The following is a 23,781-nucleotide window of genomic DNA, read 5'->3' on the forward strand; positions in this document are numbered from 1 at the left end:
CCATGGATACCCTGCTTCCCCCCGAACTCGTCACCCTCGCCCGCCGCGTGGTCGAGGAGAACCGCGCCCGCGGGCGCAGCGTCGCGCTGGCCGAGAGCTGCACCGGCGGCCTCGTCGCCGCGGCGCTGACCGAGATTCCGGGCTCATCCGACGTGCTCGACGCCGGCTTCGTCACCTATTCGAACGAAGCCAAAATGAAGACGCTGGGCGTCAGCCTCGACGTGCTCGAAACCTTCGGCGCCGTCTCGATCGCGGTGGCGTGGCGGATGGCGCAGGGGGCACTGGAGAAGTCGGGTGCCGATGTGGCGGTCGCGATCACCGGCATCGCCGGGCCGGGCGGCGGCAGCGACAAGAAGCCCGTGGGCACCGTCGTCTTCGCCCGCGCGGTCCGCGGCGCAGACCCGCAGGACGTGCACGCCGATTCGCGCGTGTTCGAGAATAACGGCCGCGCCGGTATCCGGCTTCAGGCGGCGTCGTGCGCGCTCGACCTGCTGCTGCCGGACTCGCCCGCGCCCGAGGCATAGAGCGTCGCTGCGCGCTCCTCGAAGGCGCCGATCATCTTCCTGAGCGCCCGGTCGAAGACTTGGCCCGCCAGCATCTCGAACATCCGGCTCTTGAACTGGAAATCGACCGCGAAGTCGACGAGGCAGCCGCCCTTGCCGTCGGGGCGGAAGCCCCAGTCGTTGTGGAGGTACTTGAGCGGACCGTCGACATATTCGACGCGGATCTTGCTCGGCCGCACCTTCTGCACGCGCGACGTGAAGCTCTCGCGTAGCCCCTTGAAGCCGACGATCATGTCGGCGACCATCTCGGTCTCGCTGTCCGACCGCACCCGAATCGCGCTGACCCAAGGCAGGAACTCGGCATAGCGGCCGACATCGGCGACCATGTCGTACATCTGCTCGGGGCTGTAGGGCAGCGCCCGCGTCTCGCTATGCTTGGGCATCAGCGGGCGCGCGCGAGCTTCGCCTCGCGATTGGCGCGCAGCCGCTCGAAATCGTCGCCCGCATGATAGCTCGACCGCGTGAGCGGCGAGGACGCGACGAGGAGGAACCCCTTGGCGCGCGCGATCGCGGCATAGGCGTCGAACGCCTGCGGCGTCACGAAATCCTCGACCTTCGCGTGACGCGGCGTCGGCTGAAGATACTGGCCCATCGTCAGGAAATCGACATCGGCAGAGCGCATGTCGTCCATCACCTGATGCACCTCGAGCCGCTGTTCGCCGAGGCCGAGCATGATGCCCGACTTGGTGAAGATCGACGGATCATGCCGCTTCACGCTCTCGAGCAGGCGCAGCGAGGCATAGTAGCGCGCGCCCGGCCGGATCGTCGGATAGAGCCGCGGCACGGTCTCGAGGTTGTGGTTGTAGACGTCGGGCCGGGCCGCGACGATCGCCTCGACCGCGGCCTCCGCCTTGTTGCGGAAGTCAGGGGTCAGGATCTCGATCGTCGTCGTCGGGTTCGACGCGCGGATCGCCTTGATCACCTTGACGAACTGGCTGGCGCCGCCGTCGGGCAGGTCATCGCGATCGACCGAGGTGACGACGATGTGGTTGAGCCCCATCTGCGCTGCGGCATCGGCGACGTTCTGCGGCTCCATACGGTCGACCGCGCGCGGCATGCCGGTCTTGACGTTGCAGAAGGCGCAGGCCCGGGTGCAGGTGTCGCCCAGGATCATCACCGTGGCGTGCTTCTTCGACCAGCATTCGCCGATGTTTGGGCACGCCGCCTCTTCACAGACGGTCGTCAGGCTTTTCGAGCGCATCAGCTCGCGCGTCGCGGCGAACCCGGCCGAGGTCGGGGCCTTGACGCGAATCCAGTCGGGCTTGCGCGTGCGGGGCGCGCGGGGTGCGAGCACGGGGCTGTCGGTCATCGCGCCCAAATAGAGCCGGACGCCGCCGGAAACAATCGGGCCGGACACGATTTGACACAAAGCGTTCGTTGCCCGGCAAAACGCCGGTCCCTAGCTAGCGTCCACTCTATTCACCCCTGTCGGGAGGCCAAATGACCTACTTCAACGACCTGATCGACGGTTATCACCGCTTCCGCACCTCCGACCTGCGCCGCCAGCGTGAGCGTTGGGAGGAATTGCGCGAGAAGCAGGAGCCCAAGGTGATGATCATCGCCTGCTCCGACAGCCGCGTCGAGCCGGCGCAGATCTTCGACACGATGCCGGGCGAGATCTTCGTCGTCCGCAACGTCGCCGCGCTGGTGCCGCCGTGCGAGACGGGCGGCGGGCGCCACGGCGTTTCCGCCGCGCTCGAGTTCGCGGTGACGAAGCTCAAGGTCGAGGAGATCGTCGTCATGGGTCACGGCGCGTGCGGCGGTTGCGCCGCGGCGCTGTCCAACGTGTTCAAGGACGCCGAGCCCGGCGAGGGCGGCTTCGTCCGCGACTGGGTCAGCATCCTCGACGACGCGCGCGAGAAGGTGAAAGCGAGCCACGGCGATGGCCCCGACGCCAGCCGCGAGATGGAATATGAGGCGGTCCGCACGTCGATCGCCAATCTCGACACCTTCCCCTTCGTCCAGAAGGCCAAGGCAGCGGGCGAGCTCAAGGTCCACGGCGCCTATTTCGCGATCATGGACGGCGAACTCCACGTGCTGGGCGAAGACGGCAAGTTCCACTTCCCGCAGCCGGTGCAGGTCGAAACCGAAAACGCCTGACGGAAAAGGCCGCCGGATGCATTTAGCAATCGGCGGCCCCTGAGTTCCCTCGCGCCCCTTCCCCCCAAACCCCGGGGGCGCATTCCTGAACGGCGTGCCGCCAGAAAGCGGCGCGCCGTTTTTTTTCAGGCCGCGGGCTTCGCCCCCGGCGCCTCGACGATGCGGATGCCCAGCTCGCGAAGCTGCTTGGCGGTGACCGCGGAGGGGGCGTTCATCATCAGGTCCTCGGCCTTCTGCGTCATCGGGAAGGTGATGACCTCGCGGATGTTGGGTTCGTCGGCGAGCAGCATGACGATGCGGTCGACGCCCGGTGCAGACCCGCCATGCGGCGGGGCGCCGCACTTGAACGCATTGATCATGCCCGAGAAGTTCGCATCGACCTCGGCCTGGGAATAGCCGGCGATCTCGAATGCCTTGTACATGATCTCGGGCTTGTGGTTCCGGATCGCGCCCGACGACAATTCGACGCCGTTGCAGACGATGTCGTACTGATAGGCAAGGATATCGAGCGGGTCCTTGCTCTCCAGCGCCTCCATCTCGCCCTGCGGCATCGAGAAGGGATTGTGGCTGAAGTCGACCTTCTTGGCGTCCTCGTCATATTCGAACATCGGGAAGTCGACGATCCAGCAGAACTCGAACCGGTTCTGGTCGATCAGATTGAGCTGTTCGGCGACGCGCGTGCGGGCGAGGCCGGCGAGCTTTGCCGCCTGACCTTCCTTGCCCGCGGCGAAAAACACGCCGTCGTTTTCACCGAGGCCGAGGGCCGCGATCAACTTCGCGGTCGCTTCCTCGCCATGGTTCTTCGCGATCGGGCCGCCGGGGACGCCGTCCTTGATGTTGATGTAGCCGAGGCCCGAATAGCCCTCGCCCCGCGCCCAGTTGTTCATGTCGTCGAAGAACTTGCGGCTGCCCGCGCCCGCGCCCGGCGCCGGGATCGCGCGAATGACGCTGCCGCCCTCGACCAGCGATGCGAAGATGCCGAAGCCCGAGCCGTGGAAGTGGTCGGTGACGTCGACGATCTCGATCGGGTTACGCAGGTCAGGCTTGTCGTTGCCGTACTTCAGCATCGATTCGCGGTAAGGGATGCGCTTGAACGGCAGCGCAGATACGGTGCGGCCCTTGCCCTGCCAGTCGGCGAACTCCTCAAACACGCCGTGCAGCACCGGCTCAATCGCGGCGAACACGTCCTCCTGCGTGACGAAGCTCATCTCGAAATCGAGCTGGTAGAATTCGCCCGGACTGCGGTCGGCGCGCGCATCCTCGTCGCGGAAGCAGGGCGCGATCTGGAAATAGCGGTCGAAGCCAGCGACCATCAGCAGCTGCTTGAACATCTGCGGCGCCTGGGGCAGCGCATAGAACTTGCCCGGATGGACGCGGCTGGGGACCAGATAGTCGCGCGCACCCTCGGGGCTCGACGCGGTCAGGATCGGCGTCTGGAACTCGGTAAAGCCCTGATCGATCATCCGCTTGCGAAGCGAGGCGATGACGCTGGCGCGCAGCATGATGTTGGCATGCACCTTCTCACGGCGCAGATCGACGAAGCGATAGCGAAGGCGGATATCCTCGGGATATTCGTTGTCGCTGGCGACCGGCATCGGCAGGTCGTGGGCCATCGACTGGACCACCGCATCGGTCGCGCGGATCTCGATCGCGCCGGTGGGCAGGTTGGGGTTCACCGCCTCGGCCGCACGCGCCACCACCTTGCCTGTGATCGTCACCACCGATTCGCTGCGCAGCGATTCGATGACGGCGAACACCGGGCCGTCGACCTCGGTCACGATCTGGGTGATGCCGTAATGGTCGCGCAGGTCGACGAAGACGAGATCGCCGTGATCGCGCTTCTTGTGCACCCAGCCCGACAGGCGGACTTCCTGGCCGACATCGGTGTCGCGAAGGGCGCCGCAATGGTGCGTGCGATAGGCGTGCATGGTCGTTGCTCTTTCGGTTCAGCGCGAAACGGGATGGTCGCCGCGCATCCGGTCCCTTCCCCTCTTTGTCAACCCGCGCGACTGGTTCTATGGGGGGGCGATGCACATACACGGACTTATCGAGGACAATGCCGCCCTCGCCAATCTTTGCACCCGGCTCGCCAATTCGCCCTTCGTCGCGGTGGACACCGAGTTCATGCGCGAGAACAGCTACTGGCCCGAGCTCTGCCTGATCCAGATCGCGGACGAGAACGAGGCCGCCGCGATCGACCCGATGCAGCCGGGCATCGACCTGAAGCCCCTGCTCGACCTGCTTACCGAGAACGAGGAAGTGCTCAAGGTCTTCCACGCCGGCGGGCAGGATATCGAGATCATCTACAACCTCACCGGCAAGACCCCGCACCCACTGTTCGACACGCAGGTGGCGGCGATGGCGCTGGGTCAGGGCGAACAGATCGGTTACTCGAACCTCGTCGACAGTTATCTGGGCATCACCGTCGACAAGGGCGCGCGCTTCACCGACTGGTCGCGCCGGCCGCTCGATGCGCGCCAGATCGATTATGCGATCGCCGACGTGACGCATCTGTCGAAAATCTTTCCGCGGATGCTGGACAAGCTGCGCCGCACCGGCCGCGGCCTGTGGCTGGACGAGGAGATGGAGCGGCTGGCGGACCCCGCCAACTATTTCAACGATCCCGACGAGGCGTGGCAGCGCGTCCGCATCAACAGCCGCAAGCCCGAGGTGCTCGGCCGGCTGAAGGCGCTGGCCCGTTGGCGTGAGCTCGAGGCGCAGGGCAAGGACCTGCCCCGGGGGCGGATCGTCAAGGACGAGACGATCGCCGATCTCGCCGCCAATCCGCCCAAACGCCAGGGCGACCTTGCCCGCGTGCGCGGCCTGTCGGCGACCTGGGGCGGCAACGACATCGGCGGCCGGCTGATGGCTGCGCTCGAAGCCGCCAAGCCGATGCGCAGCGACGAGCTGCCCGCGCGCGACGACCGCAAGCCCGGCATGGGCAAGGACGGCGCGCTGGTCGCCGACCTGCTCAAGCTCCTCCTTAAAATCCGCGCCAAGGAGATCAACGTCGCCGCGCGCCTGCTTGCCCGGTCAGACGACCTCGAGGCGCTGGCGGCGGGGCAGCGCGGCGACCTGGCGGTTCTGAACGGCTGGCGCTACGAACAATTCGGCCGCGATGCGGTGGCGCTGGTCGAGGGGCGGCTGGGCTTTGCGGTTCGGAACGGCAAGCTCAAGATGACGCGCACCGAAGAGCCGGCCGAGGATGCCGCCGAGGAAGAGGAAGCCGCATGATCCGCTTCACCCCGATCGCCCTGCTGGCGCTCGCCGCCTGTACCCAGACACCAGCGCCCGCCACGGCCGATCCGGCGAGCGGCGCGCAGTGCGATGCTACGCCCATTCAGAAGCTGATCGGCCAGGCAGGCGACCCGGCCACGGTCGAAAGCGCCAAGGCTGCGTCGGGCGCGCGTACCCTCCGCCGCTACGAAAGCGGCTCGGCGCTGACGATGGACTTCCGCCCCGACCGCCTGAATGTCGAGGTCGACGCCGGGGGGAAGATCGTCAAGCTGTCCTGCGGCTGAGGTGTCAGATGACGCCGGTGTGCTGGAGGAGGATCGCGGTGCCGATCCCCGCCAGCACAACGCCGCCGACGATCCCGGCGTAGTTACCCAGATACGGCCCCACCCGCTTGCCCAGCATCACGCCGCCGGTGGCGACGAGGCAGGTGACTCCGCCGATAACGATGCACGCCACCGCGATGTTGACGTCCATCAACGCCAGCGTGACGCCGACGGCCGCCGCGTCGATGCTGGTGGCGAGCGCGGTCAGCATCAGCCGGAAATAATTGGTCTCGCTCGCGGCGGGCGCCGCTTCGGCAGCGTCACCACCGCGCAGGCTCTGCACGATCATGTGCCCGCCGATGACGGCCAGCAGCACGAACGACACCCAGTGGTCCCAGTCGGCGATCCAGTCGTTGACCAGATAACCGAGCAGCCAGCCCGCCGCCGGCGTCAGCGCCTCGAAGAAGCCGAATACCGCGCCGACGCGCAGCGCGTCGCGCCACCGCGTCCGCGGCGCCTGCGCCCCCTTGCCGAGCGCGGCGGCAAAGGCGTCGACCGAAAGGCTGGCGCCAAGCGCGCCGAGCGTGAGGATACCGGGCATGTGACAAATCCTGGGGGCCGGTGACGAACGACAGCGACCGACCATGGCCCAAAGCGGACCGGCGCTGCCGTTGGTCTCGTCGGGCGGCCTCAAACCGCTGCTGCCGCCACGATCCGATGGATCGAGCTTGTTGACGACAGCCCCGCTGGTGCGGGTGACTACTCCCCAAGGTTGCCGGCCATCTAGGCCAGCTAGGTAATCGGATCAACCCGTTCCGATTGGACCGATCGTCTCGGCAACGCGCTTTTCAACCGTCTGGACCTGCCCGCTCTCGCGCCGCATCTCGAACTGGCCGTCCAAATCGAGGAGGCTCCACACGCCCGCCACCGTGTTGCCGTCGCCCGAAAGCGTGCCGACATAATCGACCGGCGTGCCGTAGCCTTCCGACGCCGCGGGGCCATAGCTCTTCGTGAAATCCACGTTCTGCCCGGCGCGGATCCCGGCGATCGTCGCCTCGATCACGGGTGCGCCCGTCACCGTGTCGGGCTCGATGACCGTCCCTGTCAGCCGCCCGCCCGTTTCGGTCAGCGTCGCGAGGAACGGCGTCGTCGGTCCGATCAGGCCCGGATAGCTATAGTCGCCCGACCACTCGCCGGTAAGATCGAGGTTCGCCGTGCCCACCAATCACTCAACGCCCGGGTTCGCCGGAAACTTCGCCCGCGCCAAGGCAAAGGTTCGCCGCGCCGGTTCCGCTCCCGCCGCCGCCGCGCTCGTCCCGACCCAGCGCCAGTGCCACGGCTCCCACTTTACCTGCTGCCTGTTTCCCGCGGGGAAACTCAGTTCGAAGCCATAGCGCGCGGCATTGGCGAGCAGCCACTTGCCCATGTCGCTCGCCGCGAAGCAGGCGTCGGCGTCCGGGCACCCGCCGCGGTCGCGCGTGCCGAAGTCGATGACATAGCCCGTCGCGTGCTCGCTGTGCCCCGGCGGGGCGGAGGCCCAGGCGCGGTCGGTGAACCCCTGCGTCCGCCCCGACAGGATGCCGGCGCAGAACGTCCGCTCTTGGAACGCGATACTTCGTTGGCAGGAAACGGCGCGCAGTTTCCCCGCCACGCGCGGGTCGGCATCAGCCGCGGCGATCAGGCGCTGGAGATCGGGCAGCATCGCCGGATGCACCCGGCACCCGCTGTCGCCGAGCGAGGCGGGTGCGGGGACCAGCGCGCTCGCCGGCATCTCGGGATAGGGAAAATGGTTGAGCATTCGCCCGTCCGGCCCCGGCGACACGATGCCGCGCCCGCACAGCGCCATCGGCGGGCGCGCCGCGGCGACCAGCACCGGCGGCGGCGCGGCAGGCAGCGGCGTCATCGGCGCGGGGGCCGCGACCGTTACCGCGGGTGCGGGCTTCGCCACCGGCGCGCAGCCGGCGAGCGCGAGCAGCGCCCCCTCCCCGACCAGCGCCGCCCATGCTAGGCGCGGGGCCATGAACCGTCCCGACCTAGCCGACCGCGTCCTCTTCATCGACGGCGAGGCGCTGATCCTCGACAAGCCCGCCGGGCTGCCCGTCGACGAACCGCGCGACCGATCGCCCAGCGTTGCCGCGATGCTCGATGACCTGACCTTCGGCTTCAAACGCGCGCCCCTTCCCGTCCACCGGCTCGACCGCGACACCAGCGGCTGCCTTCTGCTCTCGCGCAACCCCAAGGCGCACAAGCGGTTCCAGCAAGCCTTCGAAAGCGGGCTCGTGGCGAAGCGGTATCTGGCCGTGCTCGCCGGTGTCCCAAGCGAGGAAACCGGCACGATCGACATGGCACTCGGCAAGGTTTCGACCGTAGAGGCCGGCTGGCGAATCGTCCCCGATCCGCGCGGCAAGCGTGCCGTCACGCACTGGGAAGTGATCCGCGCCGAGGGCGACCGCTCACTGGTCGCCTTCACCCCGGAAACCGGACGCACGCATCAGATCCGCGTTCACGCGGCCAGCGGCCTCGGCATCCCCATCGTCGGCGATCCGCATTACGGGCGGGCGGAGCGCTGCGGGATGCTGCTCCACGCGCAGCGCCTGTCGCTGCCCCGTGAGGGCAAAGCACCGATCGAGGCCGAGGCAACTCTACCCGAGCGCTTTGCTGCCGCCGGGTTCGGCGAGGACTAAGCCCCGATGCAATTGCCCGACTTCGAAGCCTGGGCGATCTTCGCCTGTGTGGTCGAGCAGCGGTCGTTCAGCGGCGCGGCGCAGGCGCTCGGGATCAGCAAGGCGACGGTGTCGAAGGCGATCAGCCGTCTGGAGGCGCGTCTGGGCACCGCGCTGTTCCACCGTACCTCGCGCCGGCTGACGCTGACCGATAGCGGCCGGTCGCTCGCCGAACATGCGCAGCGCATCCTGGCCGAGGGACAGGCCGCCGAGGAAACCGCGCTTGAAAGCGCACGCGCGCCCACCGGCCTCGTCCGCGTCGCCGCGCCGATGACCTTCGGCATCCGCCACGTCGCGCCCGCGATCGCCGACTTCATGGCCGCGCATCCGGGGATCGAGGTCGAGCTGGCGCTCTCCGATTCGCGCGTCGACATCGTGGCCGAGGGGATCGACATCGCGCTGCGCATCGCCGACCTGCCCGACAGCTCGCTACGCGCGCGGCGGCTGTCTGCCGTCACCGCGCATGTCGTCGCCAGCCCCGCCTATCTGGCGCGTGCGGGCACGCCGACGCACCCGGCGCAACTCGCCGAGCATGCCTGTTTCAGCTACACCAACCTGCCGAACGCCACCTGGCTGTTCCAGGGGCCGGGCGGCGAAACCGCGGCGGTGCGCGCCGCCGGGCCGCTGATGACCAATAATGGGGAGGCGATGCTGCCCGCGCTCACCGCGGGGCTCGGCATCGCGCGGCTGCCGGACTTCATCGTCGATCGCGAGCTTGCCTCGGGCGCGCTGGTCGCGATCCTGCCGGAATGGCGCGCACCTCCGGTCGCACTACACCTGTTGACGCCGCCCAGTCCCCGCCGACCGGCGCGGGTCGAATTGTTGATCGACTGGCTTGCCGAACGCTTCCGTAACGTTTGCGAACGAGAAGGTAAGCACGCGGACTCGCGGATTACTGCGCCTTAGCGAGAAATTAACCTTTTGGCTTCAGAGCTGTTTAGGTTAATGCTGAAGTCCAGCGAGCGGCCGGCCAAAGGGGGCAGTGCGCATCTCGCCACAGGGACAGGGGATCCGGCCGATGCGCGTGTTGCTGATCGAGGACGAGCCTACCACTGCCAAGGCGATCGAGCTGATGCTCGCGACCGAAGGCTTCAATGTCTATTCGACCGATCTCGGCGAAGAAGGCTTGGACCTTGGCAAGCTCTATGACTACGACATCATTCTTCTCGACCTGAACCTGCCCGACATGCACGGGTACGACGTGCTGAAGAAGCTGCGGGTCGCTCGCGTGCAGACGCCGGTGCTGATCCTTTCGGGTGTCGCCGAAATGGATTCGAAGGTGCGCAGCTTCGGTTTCGGCGCCGACGATTACGTCACCAAGCCCTTCCACCGTGAGGAACTGATCGCGCGCATCCACGCCGTCGTCCGCCGATCGAAGGGCCATTCGCAGTCGGTCATCAAGACGGGCAAGCTGGCCGTCAACCTCGATGCCAAGACGGTCGAGGTCGATGGCGCCCGCGTCCACCTGACCGGCAAGGAATATGCGATGCTGGAGCTGCTTTCGCTCCGCAAGGGCACGACGCTTACCAAGGAAATGTTCCTCAACCACCTTTATGGCGGGATGGACGAGCCCGAGCTCAAGATCATCGACGTGTTCATCTGCAAGCTGCGCAAAAAGCTGTCGATGGCGACCGATGGGGACAATTATATCGAGACGGTCTGGGGCCGCGGCTATGTGCTGCGCGATCCGGACGAAACGCCCGAGGCGCAGGTCGCCTGACGTTCTGACGATCGATGAGCTTCCCCAGAGCGGGGGGAAACGGGGAACGGCGCCGGTTCGGGGGATCCGGCGCCGTTTCTGTTGTGACGGCAGCGGCTTGTTAACGGCTAATCGCTAAGGCTGGCCCCATCGTGGAGGCAGCGCTGTACCATACACCGATCGAGCGGGATCAGGCGGCGGAGGCGCCCCTGTCGGCGCGCCTGACGACGCTGGCCGAGCTCGATGCGACGCATGGCGTAGCCTGGGACGACTGTACTGCTCATGCCGCGGAGCCCAATCCCTTTGCAGAACGCTGGTTTCTCGCAGCGTCGGCACGGCATCTGGGTGATGGCGGCACCGTCCGCGCAGTCGCGGCGTTTCGCGGCGAGGCGCTGGTCGGCCTGATGCCGCTTGGCATCGAGCCACGCTATTACCGTATCCCGTTGCCGACGCTGACCAATTGGGTCCACGCCAATGCGTTTCTCGGCATGCCGCTGCTGCGTGCCGGGGAAGAGGCGGCGGCGATGGCGGCGATGCTCGCCTGCCTCGACAGGGCACCCGGCCTCCCCCCGCTCCTTCACCTGACCGCGATCGTCGAGGACGGCGCGGCGCACCGCGCCCTGGCGGCGATCGCCGATCGCCCCGTCGCGACGGTCATGCGCCATCAGCGCGCGCTGCTGGCCAGCGACCTATCGCCTGCCGCCTATTACGAAGCGACGGTGCGAAAGAAGAAGCGCAAGGAGTTGAAGCGGCTGGCCGCTCGCCTCGCCGAATTAGGCCCGGTCGGGACGACGCGGCTGACGCCCCGCGACGATCTTGACGAGTGGACCGCGGCCTTCCTGTCGATCGAGGCCTCGGGGTGGAAAGGCCGTGAGGGATCGGCGCTCGGCAACGACGCGGCCAAGCGCGCGTTCTTCGCCGAGGCACTGGCCGGCGCACGCGATGCCGGGCGCCTCGAAATGCTGCGCATGGCGGTCGGCGACCGTACGATCGCGATGCTCGTCAACTTCCTTTGCTCCCCTGGCAGCGCCTCCTTCAAGATCGCCTATGACGAGGATTATGCCCGCTTTTCGCCCGGCGTTCTCATCCAGATCGAGAATTACGGTATCCTAGACGCGCCCGGCATCGACTGGATGGACAGCTGCGCCGCGGCCAACCACCCGATGATCGACAGCCTCTGGGCCGAGCGACGCGCCATCGTCCGGCTGACCCTGCCCATCGGCGGCGCGCGCGGGCGCCTTGCCTTTGCCACGGCGCGCGCGGTCGAGCGCAGCTGGGCCGCGATCAAGGCGCGCCGTACTCCCTCGCATCCCCAGCCACGGAACGACGACGATGACGCAGATCTTTGACGACGGCGCGCGGGCGACCTTCGACGCGCTCTATCCCGAAACCGCGGGCAAGCTGACCCATCGCCTGGTCGGGCACAAATTGTTCGAACTCGAGTCGCTCGTCGGCCTTGCCCAGCGGATGCGGCCGGTCGATGTCGAACAGAATCTCGCGGACCTGCCGATCGGGGTCGATCCGGACAGCGTTCGCGACAACGGTCTCTCGTTCGCCGACACGATCCGGTCGATCGAGGAAAACGGGTCGTGGATGGTGCTGAAGTTCGTCGAGCAGGACCCGGCGTACAAGACGCTGATGGACGAGGTGCTGGACGAGATCGCCACCCTCGCCGCGCCGTCGACAGGGCCGATGCTGAAGCGGGAGGCATTCATCTTCGTCTCCTCACCCAATGCGGTGACGCCCTTCCACTTCGATCCCGAGCACAACATCCTGCTGCAACTGCGCGGGACCAAGACGATGACCGTCTTCGACCCCGCCGACCACGACGTGGTGAAGCCGGAGGCGCACGAAGCCTTCCACCGCGGCGCGCACCGCAACCTACCCTTCCGCGACGAGATCAAGGACCGCGGCCAGCCGATTACGATCGTGCCGGGCGAGGCGATCTACGTGCCGGTCAAGGCGCCGCACTGGGTCCAGAACGGCCCAGCGACCTCGGTCTCCTTCTCGATTACGTGGCGCTCCGAGTGGAGCTATCGTGAGCAATATGCGCACAATCTCAACGCGATGATGCGCGATGTGGGCCTGTCGCCCTCAGCGCCCAAGCGGTATCCGTCGCAGAACCTCGCCAAGTCGACCGCCTACCGCGCCATCGCCAAGGCGCGCCGCGTGGTGGGGATCGACAAGGCGGGCTGAGATCAGCCGGCCGCCGTGAACCGCGCGAGGCCCGCCTCCAGATCGGCGATCAGGTTGTTCGTATCCTCCAGCCCGATCTGGAGCCGGATCATCGGCCCCTCCGCCTTCCATTGAGTGACCGTGCGATAATGCTGCGGGTCGATCGGCAGCGCGAGGCTCTCATACCCGCCCCAGCTATAGCCGATGCCGAAATGCGCGAGCCCGTCGATCATCGCGACGCGGCCCGCATCGCTGCCGCCTCTTAGCACCACGCTGAACAACCCCGCCGGCCCGGCGAAGTCCCGCGCGAACACCTCATGCCCCGGACAGTCGGGCATTGCGGGGTGCAACACCCGCGCCACTTCCGGCCGTCTCTTGAGCCATTCGGCGATGGCGAGCGCCGACCGCCCCTGTTCGTCGAGCCGCAGCTTCATCGTACGCAGGCCGCGGCTACCCAGCCACGCATCGTCGGGACTGACGCACTGGCCGAGCTGATAGGTCGCGCTCCGCAGTGCCTCGAACCGGCCCGGTCCTGCCGTAACCGACCCCAGCATCACGTCCGAATGGCCGACGACGTACTTGGTGCAGGCAAGGATCGTGTAATCCACCCCGCGCGCGATCGCCGGGAAGAGGAGCGGCGTCGCCCAGGTATTGTCGAGCAGCGTTACGATGCCGCGCGCCTTCGCCGCGGCAACGATCGCCGGCACGTCCTGTACTTCGAACGTCAGGCTGCCAGGGCTTTCCATGAAGATCGCGCGTGTCGCCGGGCCGATCAGGTCCGCGATCCCCGCGCCCACCAGCGGATCGTAGAAGCGCGTGGCGATCCCCATCCGCTTGAGGATGCCGTTGCCGATCGAGCGTGTGGGGTCATAGGCGCTGTCCGGGATCATCACCTCGTCGCCGGGCGACAGCACCGCCAAGAGCGCGGTCGCGATCGCCGCCACGCCGGAGGGATAGAGCAGCGTTCCCTCCGCCCCCGGCTCCAGCTCGGTCAGCGCGTCGGCAAGGCTCCACTGCGTCGGCGTGCCCCGCCGGCCGTAGAACAGCCGATGCGTCGTATCGCGCCGCGCATTGGCGCGCAGGTCGGCCACGTCGTCGTAGAGGATGGTGGAGGCACGCCAGACCGGCGGATTGACGATCCCCTGCGTCCACTCCTCCCGCCGCCCGGCCTGGACCACGCGCGTGGCGTCGGTGATCGGGGCGGCAGGGTCACGGGGCTTGGTCATGTGCGCGGTGGTAGCGGCGGCGGGGAGCCCGGACAATCGCTCACATTCCCCGTCATCCCGGCCTTGAGCCGGGATCCCGCCTCTTCTGCCTCAACGTCCAAGAAGAAGCGGGACCCCGGATCAAGTCCGGGGTGACGGAAGCGCCTTACCCCGTCGCCTTCGGCGTATCCTTGTCGGTGCCCCATTCGGACCAGCTGCCGTCGTAGAGCGCCGCTTTCTGTCCCAGGAGGTGCAGCGCGAAGGCAAGAACCGAGGCGGTGACCCCCGAGCCGCAGGTGGTGACGATGGGCTTCTCCACATCGACCCCCGCCGCCTCGAACGCCGCGCGCAGCTCGTCCTTCGACTTGTAGGTGCCGTCGGCATTGAACAGCCGCGCGATCGGCACATTCGCCGAACCGGGGATATGGCCCGATGCGGTCCCCGCGCGCGGCTCCGGCTCCTCGCCCGAAAAGCGCGAGGCGGAGCGGGCGTCGACCACCTGCTCGGCCTTGCTGTCCAAATTCGCCTTCATGTCCGACAGGCTGCGCACCGCGCTGCGGTCGTCCCAGACGGTGAAGTGGCGGTGACGCAGCGTCTCGCGCCCGCTTTCGGTCGGGCGCCCCTCGGCCAGCCATTTGGCGAGCCCGCCATCAAGGATCGCGACATCGTGCGCGCCGAACGTCTTGAGCATGAACCAGCCGCGCGCCGCGGTCTTGTAGGGGGAGTTGTCGTAGAGGACGATGCGGCTGCCATCGCCGAGGCCCAGCGACTGCATCCGACTGGCGAACTTCTCCGCGGCGGGCAGCATCATCGGCAGGTCGCTCGACGTGTCGCGCACGTCCTCCAAATCGAGGAACACCGCACCCGGGATATGCGCCTTTTCGTAATCGGCGGCGGCGTCGCCCTGTCCTGCCATGAACCAGGTCGCATCGACGACGCGCAGGTCGCTCGCACCCAGTTCCCCGGCGAGCCATTCGGTCGAAACGAGCGAATCCATGACAGTCCTCCCTTGTGCTTTGTCCTGAGCCTACGAAGAAGCGCGCCCCCCGCCAAGCGTCCTCAGGTAGGAGGTGGCCTGCTTTCGGACGGATTTCTGCGTCTTTTCGTCCATCCGGTCCCAATTCCGGTACGGCATGGCCAGCCGCTGGTTGTTGCCGAGCTTGGTCCGGTTTCGCGCCAGAAAGTCCCAGTAGAGCGCGTTGAAGGGGCAGGCGTCCTCGCCCTCGCGCTTCTTAACGTCGTATCGGCATTTCCCGCAGTAATCGGACATGCGATTGATGTAGGCGCCGGACGACGCGTACGGCTTCGACGCGAGCAGCCCGCCGTCGCCGAACTGGCTCATGCCAAGCGTGTTGGGCGCCTCCACCCACTCATAGGCGTCGGCATAAACCTCCAGATACCAGCGTTGCACCTGTTCGGGGTCGGCGCCGATCAGCAGCGCGTAATTGCCCGTCACCATCAGCCGCTGGATATGGTGCGCATAGGCGTGGTCGAGCGTCCCGCCGATCGCCTCCGCCATGCAATGCATGTCGGTCTCGCCCGTCCAGTAAAAGTCGGGCAGGTCGCGCTTGGCATTGAGGAAATTGCGGCTCGTATAATCCGGCCCCTCACGCCAGTAGATGCCGCGCACGAACTCCCGCCAGCCGATGATCTGGCGGATGAAGCCCTCGGCCGCGTTGAGCGGGGCCTTGCCAGCGCGATACGCCTTCTCCACCGCGCGGCACAGGTCGAGCGGGTCGAGCAGACCGGCGTTGAGATAGGGCGACAGGATCGCGTGCCACAGATACGGCTCGCCCGTCACCATCGCGTCCTGATAGTCGCCGAACTGCGGCAGGTGATGCTTGATGAAATGCGCCTGCTGTTTCAGCGCATCCTCGCGCGTCACCGCAAAGCCGAAATCGTCGAGGCCGCCGACATGATTGTCGAACCGCGCCTTGACGAGCTTCAGAACATCCTTGGTGATCTTGTCCGGCTCGAACGACAGCGGGGCGGCCGGGCGCTCCTTGGCCGGCGGTGGCTTGCGGTTCTCGGCGTCGTAGTTCCACTGCCCGCCTTCGGGCTTGGCGCCGTCCATCAAGAGGCCGGTCTTGCGCCGCATCTCGCGATAGAAGAACTCCATGCGCAGCGCCTTGCGATCGGCGGCCCACTCCTCGAACTCGGCATGAATGGCGACGAAGCGGGTGTCGGCGCGGATCTCCACTTCGCAGTCGAAGCGGTCCGCCCAGCTTTCGAGCATCGCGCGCACGCGCCACTCGCCCGCCTCGGTCACGACGATACGGTCGGGCTTTACCCGCTCGACCGCCCGCGCGACCTCGGCGGAGAAGCTGCCCTCGTTCCCGGGGTCGTCGAGCTTGACGTAATCGACGGTCCAGCCAGCCTCGCGCAGCCGTTCGGCATGGTGGCGCATCGCCGAGAAGAGAAACGCGATCTTGCGGACGTGGTGGCGGACGTACGTCGCTTCCTCCCCCACCTCCATCATCAGGATGCGCGCCTCGGCCTTGTCGATGCCGTCCAGCGACGAGAGATTATCGGATAGCTGGTCGCCCAGCACGGGGATCAGAACCGTCAAATCTTCCCTCCGTCGCAGGCGCGACTATATGGCGCCGCATGACCCCCAAGCATCTCGGCCAGACCAGCGCCCTGCCCGCCAGCCCCGACGAAGCGGTACTGGATTATGTTCCCAATCCGCGACCCGGGTCCTTGTACTGTGTCCGCTTCGCCGCGCCCGAGTTCACCTCGCTCTGTCCGGTGACGGCGCAGCCCGATTTCGCCCACCTCGTCATCGACTATGCCCCCGCCGAAACGATCGTCGAATCCAAGTCGCTGAAGCTGTTCCTCGGGAGCTTTCGCAACCATGCGGCGTTTCATGAGGACTGCACCGTCGGGATCGGCGAGCGGTTGTTCCGCGAGATGAAGCCTGTCTGGCTGCGCATCGGCGGCTACTGGTATCCGCGCGGCGGCATCCCGATCGACGTGTTCTGGCAATCCGGACCGTCGCCCGACGGGCTGTGGGTGCCAGACCAGGGCGTTGCCGGCTATCGCGGCCGCGGCTGAACGCGCTGAACGGCGGATGAATATCGCTTGTTGCGTTGCAGCAATGTTGCAACCATATTTCGCTTAACTCGTTTGGAGGTGGACGCTTCGGACCTGCCCGGTCCCTGTTGCACATGCGAAAGGTAAGCTCATGTCGACGCTTGAGGGAGCGAAGGCGCCGCAGATCAGGCATCTGGCGCTCATCGGCAATTATCTGCCCCGCCAGTGCGGTCTTGCGACGTTCACCACGCATTGTCATCAGGCGATGGTCGCGCGCTACCCCGACCTCATGGTCGATGTGTATGCGATGGACGACCATCCCGGCCGCTATGCCTATCCCGACGCGGTGACGGCGACGATCCCGCAGCACGACCTGTCCGCCTATCTGGCGACTGCCCGCCGGATCGAGGTGTCGGGCGCGCAGGTGCTGTGGGTCCAGCACGAATACGGCATCTTCGGCGGCTCGGCGGGCGATCACCTGCTTTCGCTGCTCGACCGCACTTCGCTGCCCGTCATCGTCACGCTGCACACGATCCTTGAGCGCCCCAGTGCCGAGGAGCGTCGGGTGATGGAGGCGTTGCTCCGCCGCGCGAGCAAGGTCATGGTCATGGCCGAGAAGGGCCGCGAGATCCTGACCCGCGTCCACGGCGCGGACGCACGCCGCATCGTCACCATCCCGCACGGCGTGCCCGACCGTGCCTTCCTCGTCCCCGACAGCATGAAGCCGCGCTTCGGGTGGGAGGGGCGCAAGGTCATCTTCACCTTCGGCCTGCTCGCCCCCAACAAGGGGATCGAGACGATGATCGCGGCGATGCCCGAGATCGTGAAGGCGGAGCCGCGCGCGCATTACGTGGTGCTGGGCGCCACCCACCCCAACCTCGTCGCGCATGAGGGCGAGGCGTATCGCGAGCGCCTGATCGCGCAGGCCGCCGAGCTGGGCGTCGCGGATCATGTCGAACTGATCGACGGCTTCGCCGAGGAGCCCGAGCTGCTCGACTATCTGCAGGCCGCCGACATCTATGCGACGCCCTACCACAACCCGGCGCAGATCACCTCGGGCACGCTGAGCTTCGCGGTCGGCATGGGCAAGCCGGTCGTCTCGACCCCCTATGTCCACGCTACCGAGATCCTCGGCGACGGTCATGGCATGCTCGTCGATTTCGGCGACGTCGCCGGCTTCGCGCGGGCGATCGGCGGGTTGCTGGCCGACGACGGCGAGCGGATGGCGCTGGCGACGCGTGCCTATGCCCGCGGGCGCACGATGCTGTGGCCGTGCCTGGCCGAGGGGATCATGAAGGCGGCGGAGCAGATCGTTACCGCCCGTCCCGCGCGCATCACCGGCAGCGCGAGCGAGACCGCACCGCTCCGCCCCGACCTCGCCGCGGTCGAGCGGATGAGCGACGCGACGGGCATGCTCCAGCATTCGATCTATTCGATCCCCGATCGTCGCCACGGCTATTGTATCGACGACAATGCCCGTGCGCTGATCCTGATGTGCCGCATCGATCCGCTCGACGACGTGACGCGCGACAAATGGACGAGCATCTACGCTTCGTTCGTCCAGTACGCCTGGAACCCCGACAAGCGCCGCTTCCGCAACTTCATGCGCTTCGACCGCGTATGGTGCGAGGACGAGGGGTCGGAGGATTCTAACGGCCGCGCGCTCTGGGCGCTCGGCGTCACCGCGACCGAGGCGCGCGAGCAGAAGCATCGCGACTGGGCGGCCGCGCTGTTCGACCAGACCGCCAGCCTTGCCTTCGACCTCGGCAGCCCGCGGGCGCAGGCATTCGCGATGCTGGGCGCCGCGGCGATGCGCGACGGGTTTCCCGCCCACCCGATCGCGACGCGCATCCTTGAAAGCTTCGGCGAGCAGCTCGTCGCGCTGTGCGAGACGAACCGCCGTCCCGACTGGCAGTGGTTCGAGATCGTCCTCGCCTATGACAACGCCCGCCTGCCCGAGGCGCTGATCCGTGCGGGGCAGGCCCTCGGCCGGCAGGATTTCGTCGATTGCGGGATCGAGACGCTCGAATGGATCGTCTCGCGCCAGACCTCGCCCGCCGGCAATTTTCGAGCCGTGGGGACCGAGAGCTTTGGACGCGAATATGCCGAGCCGCTCCCGTTCGATCAGCAGCCGCTGGAAGCACAGGCGACCGTGGAGGCATGCGCCGCCGCGTTCGAGGCAACCGGGGAGAAGCGCTGGTACGAGGAAGCGATGCGGGCGTATCGTTGGTATCTCGGCGGCAACGACCTCGATTTGCCGCTGGCGACGGCGCAGGACGGCGGCTGCTTCGACGGGCTTCAGCCCACCGGGCTCAACCGCAATCAGGGCGCGGAGTCGATTTTGGCGCTGCAATTGGCCAATTGCGCCATTTCCGGGCTTTCAAAGGCGGCGGCAAATCTGGCAGACCCGCCGCGCATCGTCGTCGCTTAGAACAATCGGGTCGTAGAGCGACGGCCTTACGGGGGGCTTGAATGCTCGAATTGGAAACCCACGCGCTACGGCTGCATGCCGACCCTTCGCGCGTGGTCGTGCGTCCGTTTCATATCGCGTGGCAGTCGAACGGATCGGCACCCAGCCGGACGGAACGGCTGGTCCATGCCGTCCTGGAAATGTCGCCGATCGAGGCGCGTCAGCAGCTCAACACCGTGCTCAAGGATTTCGAGGCGCGGCACTGGCAGACGCGGCGCGTCTTCATGACCCGCTACGACCAGATCGAGGATCTGCTGAAGCTCGACGGCGCGGCGATCTCGGACGAGAAGCGGCAGCTTATCGGCGCCTATTTCTGCCACGAATACAGCTACGCCGCCGCCGCGCTGATGAACCCCAGCGCGGTGCCGCATTTCGACCAGTCGGGGATGCCGCCGGGCAGCCTGCGCATCCTCATGTCGCTCCGCGCCGTGGGCGAAGGGCATATCAGTTCGGTCGCGTTCCGAGAGGGGATCATCACCGACCATAACGAGCTGATTCTTGCGCCCGAGCCCCCCTTCGCCACCGCCGTCGATCGTGAGGGCGCGGATGAGCACGGTATCCCCGAGGGCGAGGTGACGGTTCACCGCCACCGCGATTCGACGCTGTCGGGCACGGTCATCTTCCCGATCACCCGCGCGCAGTCGAACGGGCTGGAGGACATGCGCCTCGTCCATTTCACGCACGACGACGGCAGCACCGAATGGCTCGGCACCTACACCGCCTATAACGGCTCGGTCATCCAGTCGGAGATGCTGCGCACGCGCGATTTCCGCGCGTTCGACCTCGTGCCGATGACCGGCTCGGCCGCGCGGAACAAGGGCATGGGCCTGTTCCCGCGCAAGATCGGCGGCAAGTACATGATGATCGGCCGTCAGGACGGCGAGAACCTGTTCCTGATCCAGTCCGACACGTTAACCCACTGGGACGAGGGCGAGCTGCTGCTCAAGCCCCATTACCCATGGGAGCTGGTCCAAATCGGCAATTGTGGCCCGCCGATCGAGATCGACGAGGGCTGGCTGCTGCTCACCCACGGCGTCGGCGCGATGCGTAAATATTCAATTGGCGCGGTGCTGCTCGACAAGGAGGATCCGTCGAGAGTAATCGGCCGCACGCGCGAGCCGTTGCTGGCCGCGGCGGATCAGGACCGGGAGGGCTATGTCCCCAACGTCGTCTATTCATGCGGCGCGATCCGACACGGCGACCGGCTGTTCATCCCCTATGGCGTCGCCGACAGCTCGGTCGCGTTCGCGTTCGTGACGATCAGCTCGATGCTGAAGGTGATGGAGTAAGAAGGTAGCGGGATCCCGGGTCAAGCCCGGGATGACGGTAATGGTAAGGGATGTGCACTCCCCGCAATCGTCACCCCGGACTTGATCCGGGGTCCCGCTTCTTCTTCTAAGCCGTCAAAACGGCAGGACCTCCGGCCCGCCGGGAAAGATGAGGTCCTCGGTCCAGTCGGCCCCGACCAGCATCGTCAGCACGACGAACGCGATCAGCGACAGGTCGAACAGCGCGACTCCTGCCCAGGCGACGAAGGGATGGAACGGCCCCACGCGGTCGTAACCGTCACGGGTGGTGCGGGCGCGGCGGTGCTGCATCACTTGGCGAGCGCCGCCTGCGCCGCCGCCAGCCGGGCGATCGGCACGCGGTACGGGCTCGCCGACACGTAATCGAGCCCGACCTTCTCACAGAACGCGATCGAGGCGGGATCGCCGCCATGCTCGCCGCAGATGCCAAGCTTGATGTCGGGCCGTGTCTTGCGCCCGCGCTCGGCGGCCAGTTCGACCAGCTCGCCGACGCCCTCGACATCGATGCTGACGAACGGATCGCGGGCGTAGATGCCCTTCTCGACATAGACGCCGAGGAACCGCGCCGCGTCGTCGCGGCTGACGCCCAGCGTCGTCTGGGTGAGGTCGTTGGTCCCGAAGCTGAAGAACTCGCCCACTTCGGCGATCTCGCCCGCGCGCAGCGCCGCGCGCGGCAGCTCGATCATCGTGCCGACCAGATACTCGATCCGCCGCCCCTTGTCAGCGAACACCGCCTCCGCCGCCTTGTCGACAACGGCCTTCATCAGTTCCAGCTCCTTGGCCGTGGCGACCAGCGGGATCATCACCTCGGGCACCGGCGCCGCGCCCGACTGCTCCGCGACTTCGACCGCCGCCTCGAAGATCGCCCGCGCCTGCATCTCATAGATTTCGGGATAGGTGACGCCCAAGCGGCAGCCGCGATGGCCGAGCATCGGATTAAACTCGTGCAGCTCGCCCGCCCGCCGCTTCAGCGCCTCGACCTCCATGCCGGTGGCCTTGGCGACTTCCTCGAACTCGGCATCTTCGTGGGGCAGGAACTCGTGGAGCGGCGGGTCGAGCAGGCGGATCGTCACCGGCAGGCCCGCCATCACCGCAAAGATCTCGGCGAAGTCGGCGCGCTGTTCGGGCAGCAGCTTTTCGAGCGCGGCGCGCCGTCCCGCCTCGTCCGACGCCAGGATCATCTGGCGGACCGAGGTAATGCGGCCGGCGTCGAAGAACATGTGCTCGGTGCGGCAAAGGCCGATGCCCTCCGCCCCGAACTCGCGCGCGGTGCGGCAGTCGGCGGGGGTTTCGGCGTTGGTGCGCACCTTCAGCCGGCGGACCTTGTCGGCCCAGGCCATCAGCGTGCCGAAATCGCCGGCCAGCTCGGGTTGCACGGTCGGCACCGCACCAAGCATCACCTCGCCGGTCGAGCCGTCGATCGTCAGCACTTCGCCCGCCTTCACCTCGCGGTCGCCGACGCGCATCACCCCGTCCTTGCCCTTGATCGAGAGACTCCCCGCGCCGGAGACGCAGGGGCGACCCATGCCGCGCGCGACCACCGCCGCGTGGCTGGTCATGCCGCCGCGCGCGGTCAGGATGCCCTTGGCCGCGTGCATGCCGTGAATGTCCTCGGGGCTCGTCTCGACGCGAACGAGGATCACGTCCTCGCCCGCCGCCGCCATCTTCTCGGCGGTGTCGGCGTCGAACACGACCTTGCCCGAGGCGGCCCCCGGCGACGCGGGCAACCCCTTGGTCAGGACATCGCGCGGCGCATCGGGGTCGAGCGTCGGGTGAAGCAGCTGGTCGAGTGCGGCGGGATCGACGCGGGCCACCGCCTGCTCCTCGGTAATCAGGCCTTCGCTCGCCATGTCGACCGCGATCTTCAGTGCCGCCTTCGCCGTCCGCTTGCCGCTTCGCGTCTGGAGCATCCACAGCTTGGCGCGCTCGACGGTGAACTCGATGTCCTGCATGTCGCGGTAATGGCGCTCGAGCGTGTCGAACACGCCCGCCAGTTCGCCGTACACCTCGGGCATCGCCTCTTCCATCGACAGCGGCTTGGCCCCCGCCGCTTCCCGCGCCGCGCGGGTCAGGTATTGCGGCGTGCGGATGCCCGCGACCACGTCCTCGCCCTGCGCATTGATGAGGAACTCGCCATAATAGCCGTTCTCGCCGGTCGAGGGATCGCGGGTGAAGGCGACGCCCGTGGCCGAGGTGTCGCCCATGTTGCCGAACACCATCGCCTGCACGTTGACCGCGGTGCCCCAATCGCCCGGAATGTCGTTCAGGCGGCGATAGACCTTCGCCCGCTCCGACTGCCACGACCCGAATACCGCGCCGACCGCGCCCCAGAGCTGGTCGTGCACGTCCTGCGGGAAGGGCTTGTCCCAAAGCTCCTCGACCAGGCCCTTATATTCGGTGACCAGCGCCTTCAGGTCGTCGGCGGTCAGGTCGGTGTCGAGGAAATAGCCGCGATCCTCCTTGGCAATCTCCAGCGCTTCCTCGAACCGGTCGTGGTCGAGGCCGAGGACCACGTCGGCATACATCTGAATGAAACGGCGATAACTGTCCCAGGCGAAGCGCGGATCGTCGGACACGCGCGCCAGCCCCTCTACCGTCTGGTCGTTCAGGCCGAGGTTCAGGACCGTGTCCATCATGCCCGGCATCGACACGCGCGCGCCCGAGCGGACCGAGACGAGCAGCGGGTTGGCGGGGTCGCCGAACGCCTTGCCCGTCACCTGCTCGATATGCACGATTCCGTCCGCGACCTCGGCGCGCACGCTGTCGGGAAAGGTCTGGCCCTCCTCGGAATAGCGCGTGCACATCGCGGTCGAGATGGTGAAGCCCGGCGGCACCGGCAGGCCGATCGAGGCCATTTCGGCGAGGTTCGCGCCCTTGCCGCCCAGCAGGAACTTGTCCCCCTTGCCGCCATCCGACACGCCGCCGCCGAAGCGATAGACATATTGCGGTTCGGTGCCCTGGTTCGCCATCACGTATCCCCGCCTTCCGGTCTTTGCATAGGTATGC

At 67.1% G+C, this 23,781-nt stretch carries 23 protein-coding genes; 12 read left to right on the plus strand and 11 right to left on the minus strand.

What is annotated here, in order from left to right; translation table 11 throughout:
- Window positions 1-2 precede the first annotated feature (2 nt).
- Window positions 3-524 carry a CinA family protein gene (locus FHR19_RS10385; protein WP_184027945.1) on the plus strand — a complete coding sequence of 174 codons (522 nt, stop codon included), beginning with the start codon at window positions 3-5 and terminating at the stop codon, window positions 522-524.
- On the opposite strand, the gene FHR19_RS10390 is transcribed toward FHR19_RS10385, so the two are convergent.
- A complete protein-coding gene (locus FHR19_RS10390; protein ID WP_184027947.1) occupies window positions 464-946 on the minus strand; it encodes a type II toxin-antitoxin system RatA family toxin in 483 nt (160 codons plus the stop codon). The two genes, FHR19_RS10385 and FHR19_RS10390, sit on opposite strands and share 61 nt — an antisense overlap.
- Window positions 946-1,872 carry a lipoyl synthase gene (gene lipA / locus FHR19_RS10395; protein ID WP_184027949.1) on the minus strand — a complete coding sequence of 309 codons (927 nt, stop codon included), beginning with the start codon at window positions 1,870-1,872 and terminating at the stop codon, window positions 946-948. Before lipA ends, FHR19_RS10390 begins: the two co-directional genes overlap by 1 nt.
- A 131-nt stretch (window positions 1,873-2,003) precedes the next feature.
- On the opposite strand from lipA, the gene FHR19_RS10400 reads away from it, so the two are divergent.
- Window positions 2,004-2,663, plus strand: coding sequence for a carbonic anhydrase (locus FHR19_RS10400; RefSeq protein ID WP_184027951.1), 660 nt, complete (start codon window positions 2,004-2,006; stop codon window positions 2,661-2,663).
- Window positions 2,664-2,788: 125 nt separating this feature from the next.
- On the opposite strand, the gene aspS is transcribed toward FHR19_RS10400, so the two are convergent.
- A complete protein-coding gene (gene aspS, locus FHR19_RS10405; protein ID WP_184027953.1) occupies window positions 2,789-4,591 on the minus strand; it encodes an aspartate--tRNA ligase in 1,803 nt (600 codons plus the stop codon).
- 100 nt (window positions 4,592-4,691) lie between these two features.
- On the opposite strand from aspS, the gene rnd reads away from it, so the two are divergent.
- Both rnd and FHR19_RS10415 read left to right on the plus strand, forming a co-directional pair.
- A complete protein-coding gene (gene rnd, locus FHR19_RS10410; protein ID WP_184027956.1) occupies window positions 4,692-5,897 on the plus strand; it encodes a ribonuclease D in 1,206 nt (401 codons plus the stop codon).
- A complete protein-coding gene (locus FHR19_RS10415) occupies window positions 5,894-6,184 on the plus strand; it encodes an I78 family peptidase inhibitor (RefSeq protein WP_184027958.1) in 291 nt (96 codons plus the stop codon). Before rnd ends, FHR19_RS10415 begins: the two co-directional genes overlap by 4 nt.
- A gap of 4 nt (window positions 6,185-6,188) precedes the next feature.
- On the opposite strand, the gene FHR19_RS10420 is transcribed toward FHR19_RS10415, so the two are convergent.
- The 3 genes from FHR19_RS10420 to FHR19_RS10430 form a co-directional block, all read right to left on the minus strand.
- Window positions 6,189-6,764, minus strand: a complete 576-nt coding sequence (locus tag FHR19_RS10420; protein ID WP_184027960.1) for a manganese efflux pump MntP — start codon at window positions 6,762-6,764, stop codon at window positions 6,189-6,191.
- A 204-nt stretch (window positions 6,765-6,968) separates the two neighbouring features.
- Entirely contained in the window at window positions 6,969-7,385 is a 417-nt protein-coding gene (locus FHR19_RS10425; RefSeq protein WP_184027962.1) for a hypothetical protein, read from the minus strand.
- A 3-nt stretch (window positions 7,386-7,388) separates the two neighbouring features.
- Window positions 7,389-8,183: a M15 family metallopeptidase gene (locus tag FHR19_RS10430; protein ID WP_246359466.1), complete on the minus strand. Its 795-nt coding sequence runs from the start codon at window positions 8,181-8,183 to the stop codon at window positions 7,389-7,391.
- Here FHR19_RS10430 and FHR19_RS10435 point away from each other — a divergent pair.
- The 5 genes from FHR19_RS10435 (at window position 8,182) to FHR19_RS10455 (ending at window position 12,781) form a co-directional block, all read left to right on the plus strand.
- Complete coding sequence (locus tag FHR19_RS10435) at window positions 8,182-8,847, plus strand: RluA family pseudouridine synthase (RefSeq protein WP_184027964.1); 666 nt, start codon at window positions 8,182-8,184, stop codon at window positions 8,845-8,847. The two genes, FHR19_RS10430 and FHR19_RS10435, sit on opposite strands and share 2 nt — an antisense overlap.
- A gap of 6 nt (window positions 8,848-8,853) precedes the next feature.
- Window positions 8,854-9,792 (plus strand): LysR family transcriptional regulator, encoded by a 939-nt coding sequence (locus FHR19_RS10440; protein ID WP_184027966.1) that lies wholly within the window; start codon window positions 8,854-8,856, stop codon window positions 9,790-9,792.
- A gap of 112 nt (window positions 9,793-9,904) precedes the next feature.
- Entirely contained in the window at window positions 9,905-10,606 is a 702-nt protein-coding gene (gene ctrA, locus FHR19_RS10445; protein WP_184027968.1) for a response regulator transcription factor CtrA, read from the plus strand.
- Window positions 10,607-10,737: 131 nt separating this feature from the next.
- Window positions 10,738-11,934 (plus strand): GNAT family N-acetyltransferase, encoded by a 1,197-nt coding sequence (locus tag FHR19_RS17990; RefSeq protein ID WP_184027969.1) that lies wholly within the window; start codon window positions 10,738-10,740, stop codon window positions 11,932-11,934.
- A complete protein-coding gene (locus FHR19_RS10455) occupies window positions 11,918-12,781 on the plus strand; it encodes a cupin-like domain-containing protein (protein WP_184027971.1) in 864 nt (287 codons plus the stop codon). Before FHR19_RS17990 ends, FHR19_RS10455 begins: the two co-directional genes overlap by 17 nt.
- Before the next feature lie 2 nt (window positions 12,782-12,783).
- Here FHR19_RS10455 and metC read toward each other — a convergent pair whose 3' ends face one another.
- From metC to FHR19_RS10470, 3 genes are all read right to left on the minus strand, one after another.
- Entirely contained in the window at window positions 12,784-13,986 is a 1,203-nt protein-coding gene (gene metC, locus FHR19_RS10460) for a cystathionine beta-lyase (protein WP_184027974.1), read from the minus strand.
- A 145-nt stretch (window positions 13,987-14,131) separates the two neighbouring features.
- Window positions 14,132-14,962 carry a 3-mercaptopyruvate sulfurtransferase gene (sseA, locus tag FHR19_RS10465; RefSeq protein WP_184027977.1) on the minus strand — a complete coding sequence of 277 codons (831 nt, stop codon included), beginning with the start codon at window positions 14,960-14,962 and terminating at the stop codon, window positions 14,132-14,134.
- Between the two features lie 30 nt (window positions 14,963-14,992).
- Window positions 14,993-16,534, minus strand: coding sequence for a cryptochrome/photolyase family protein (locus tag FHR19_RS10470; protein ID WP_184027980.1), 1,542 nt, complete (start codon window positions 16,532-16,534; stop codon window positions 14,993-14,995).
- A 38-nt stretch (window positions 16,535-16,572) separates the two neighbouring features.
- Here FHR19_RS10470 and queF point away from each other — a divergent pair, with 38 nt between their 5' ends.
- The 3 genes from queF to FHR19_RS10485 all read left to right on the plus strand — a co-directional run bounded on the left by queF (window position 16,573) and on the right by FHR19_RS10485 (window position 20,757).
- Window positions 16,573-17,019: a preQ(1) synthase gene (queF, locus tag FHR19_RS10475; protein WP_184027983.1), complete on the plus strand. Its 447-nt coding sequence runs from the start codon at window positions 16,573-16,575 to the stop codon at window positions 17,017-17,019.
- A gap of 130 nt (window positions 17,020-17,149) precedes the next feature.
- Window positions 17,150-19,429: a glycosyltransferase family 4 protein gene (locus FHR19_RS10480; protein WP_184027986.1), complete on the plus strand. Its 2,280-nt coding sequence runs from the start codon at window positions 17,150-17,152 to the stop codon at window positions 19,427-19,429.
- Between the two features lie 41 nt (window positions 19,430-19,470).
- A complete protein-coding gene (locus tag FHR19_RS10485) occupies window positions 19,471-20,757 on the plus strand; it encodes a glycoside hydrolase family 130 protein (protein WP_184027988.1) in 1,287 nt (428 codons plus the stop codon).
- A 114-nt stretch (window positions 20,758-20,871) separates the two neighbouring features.
- Here FHR19_RS10485 and FHR19_RS10490 read toward each other — a convergent pair whose 3' ends face one another.
- Together FHR19_RS10490 and ppdK are read right to left on the minus strand one after the other, a co-directional pair.
- Window positions 20,872-21,066 (minus strand): hypothetical protein, encoded by a 195-nt coding sequence (locus FHR19_RS10490; RefSeq protein ID WP_184027990.1) that lies wholly within the window; start codon window positions 21,064-21,066, stop codon window positions 20,872-20,874.
- A complete protein-coding gene (ppdK, locus tag FHR19_RS10495; RefSeq protein ID WP_184027992.1) occupies window positions 21,066-23,744 on the minus strand; it encodes a pyruvate, phosphate dikinase in 2,679 nt (892 codons plus the stop codon). The genes FHR19_RS10490 and ppdK overlap by 1 nt, the downstream gene beginning before the upstream one ends.
- Window positions 23,745-23,781 lie beyond the last annotated feature (37 nt).

It is taken from the genome of Sphingomonas yantingensis (genome assembly GCF_014199325.1).
Taxonomy (GTDB): Bacteria; Pseudomonadota; Alphaproteobacteria; order Sphingomonadales; family Sphingomonadaceae; genus Sphingomonas; species Sphingomonas yantingensis.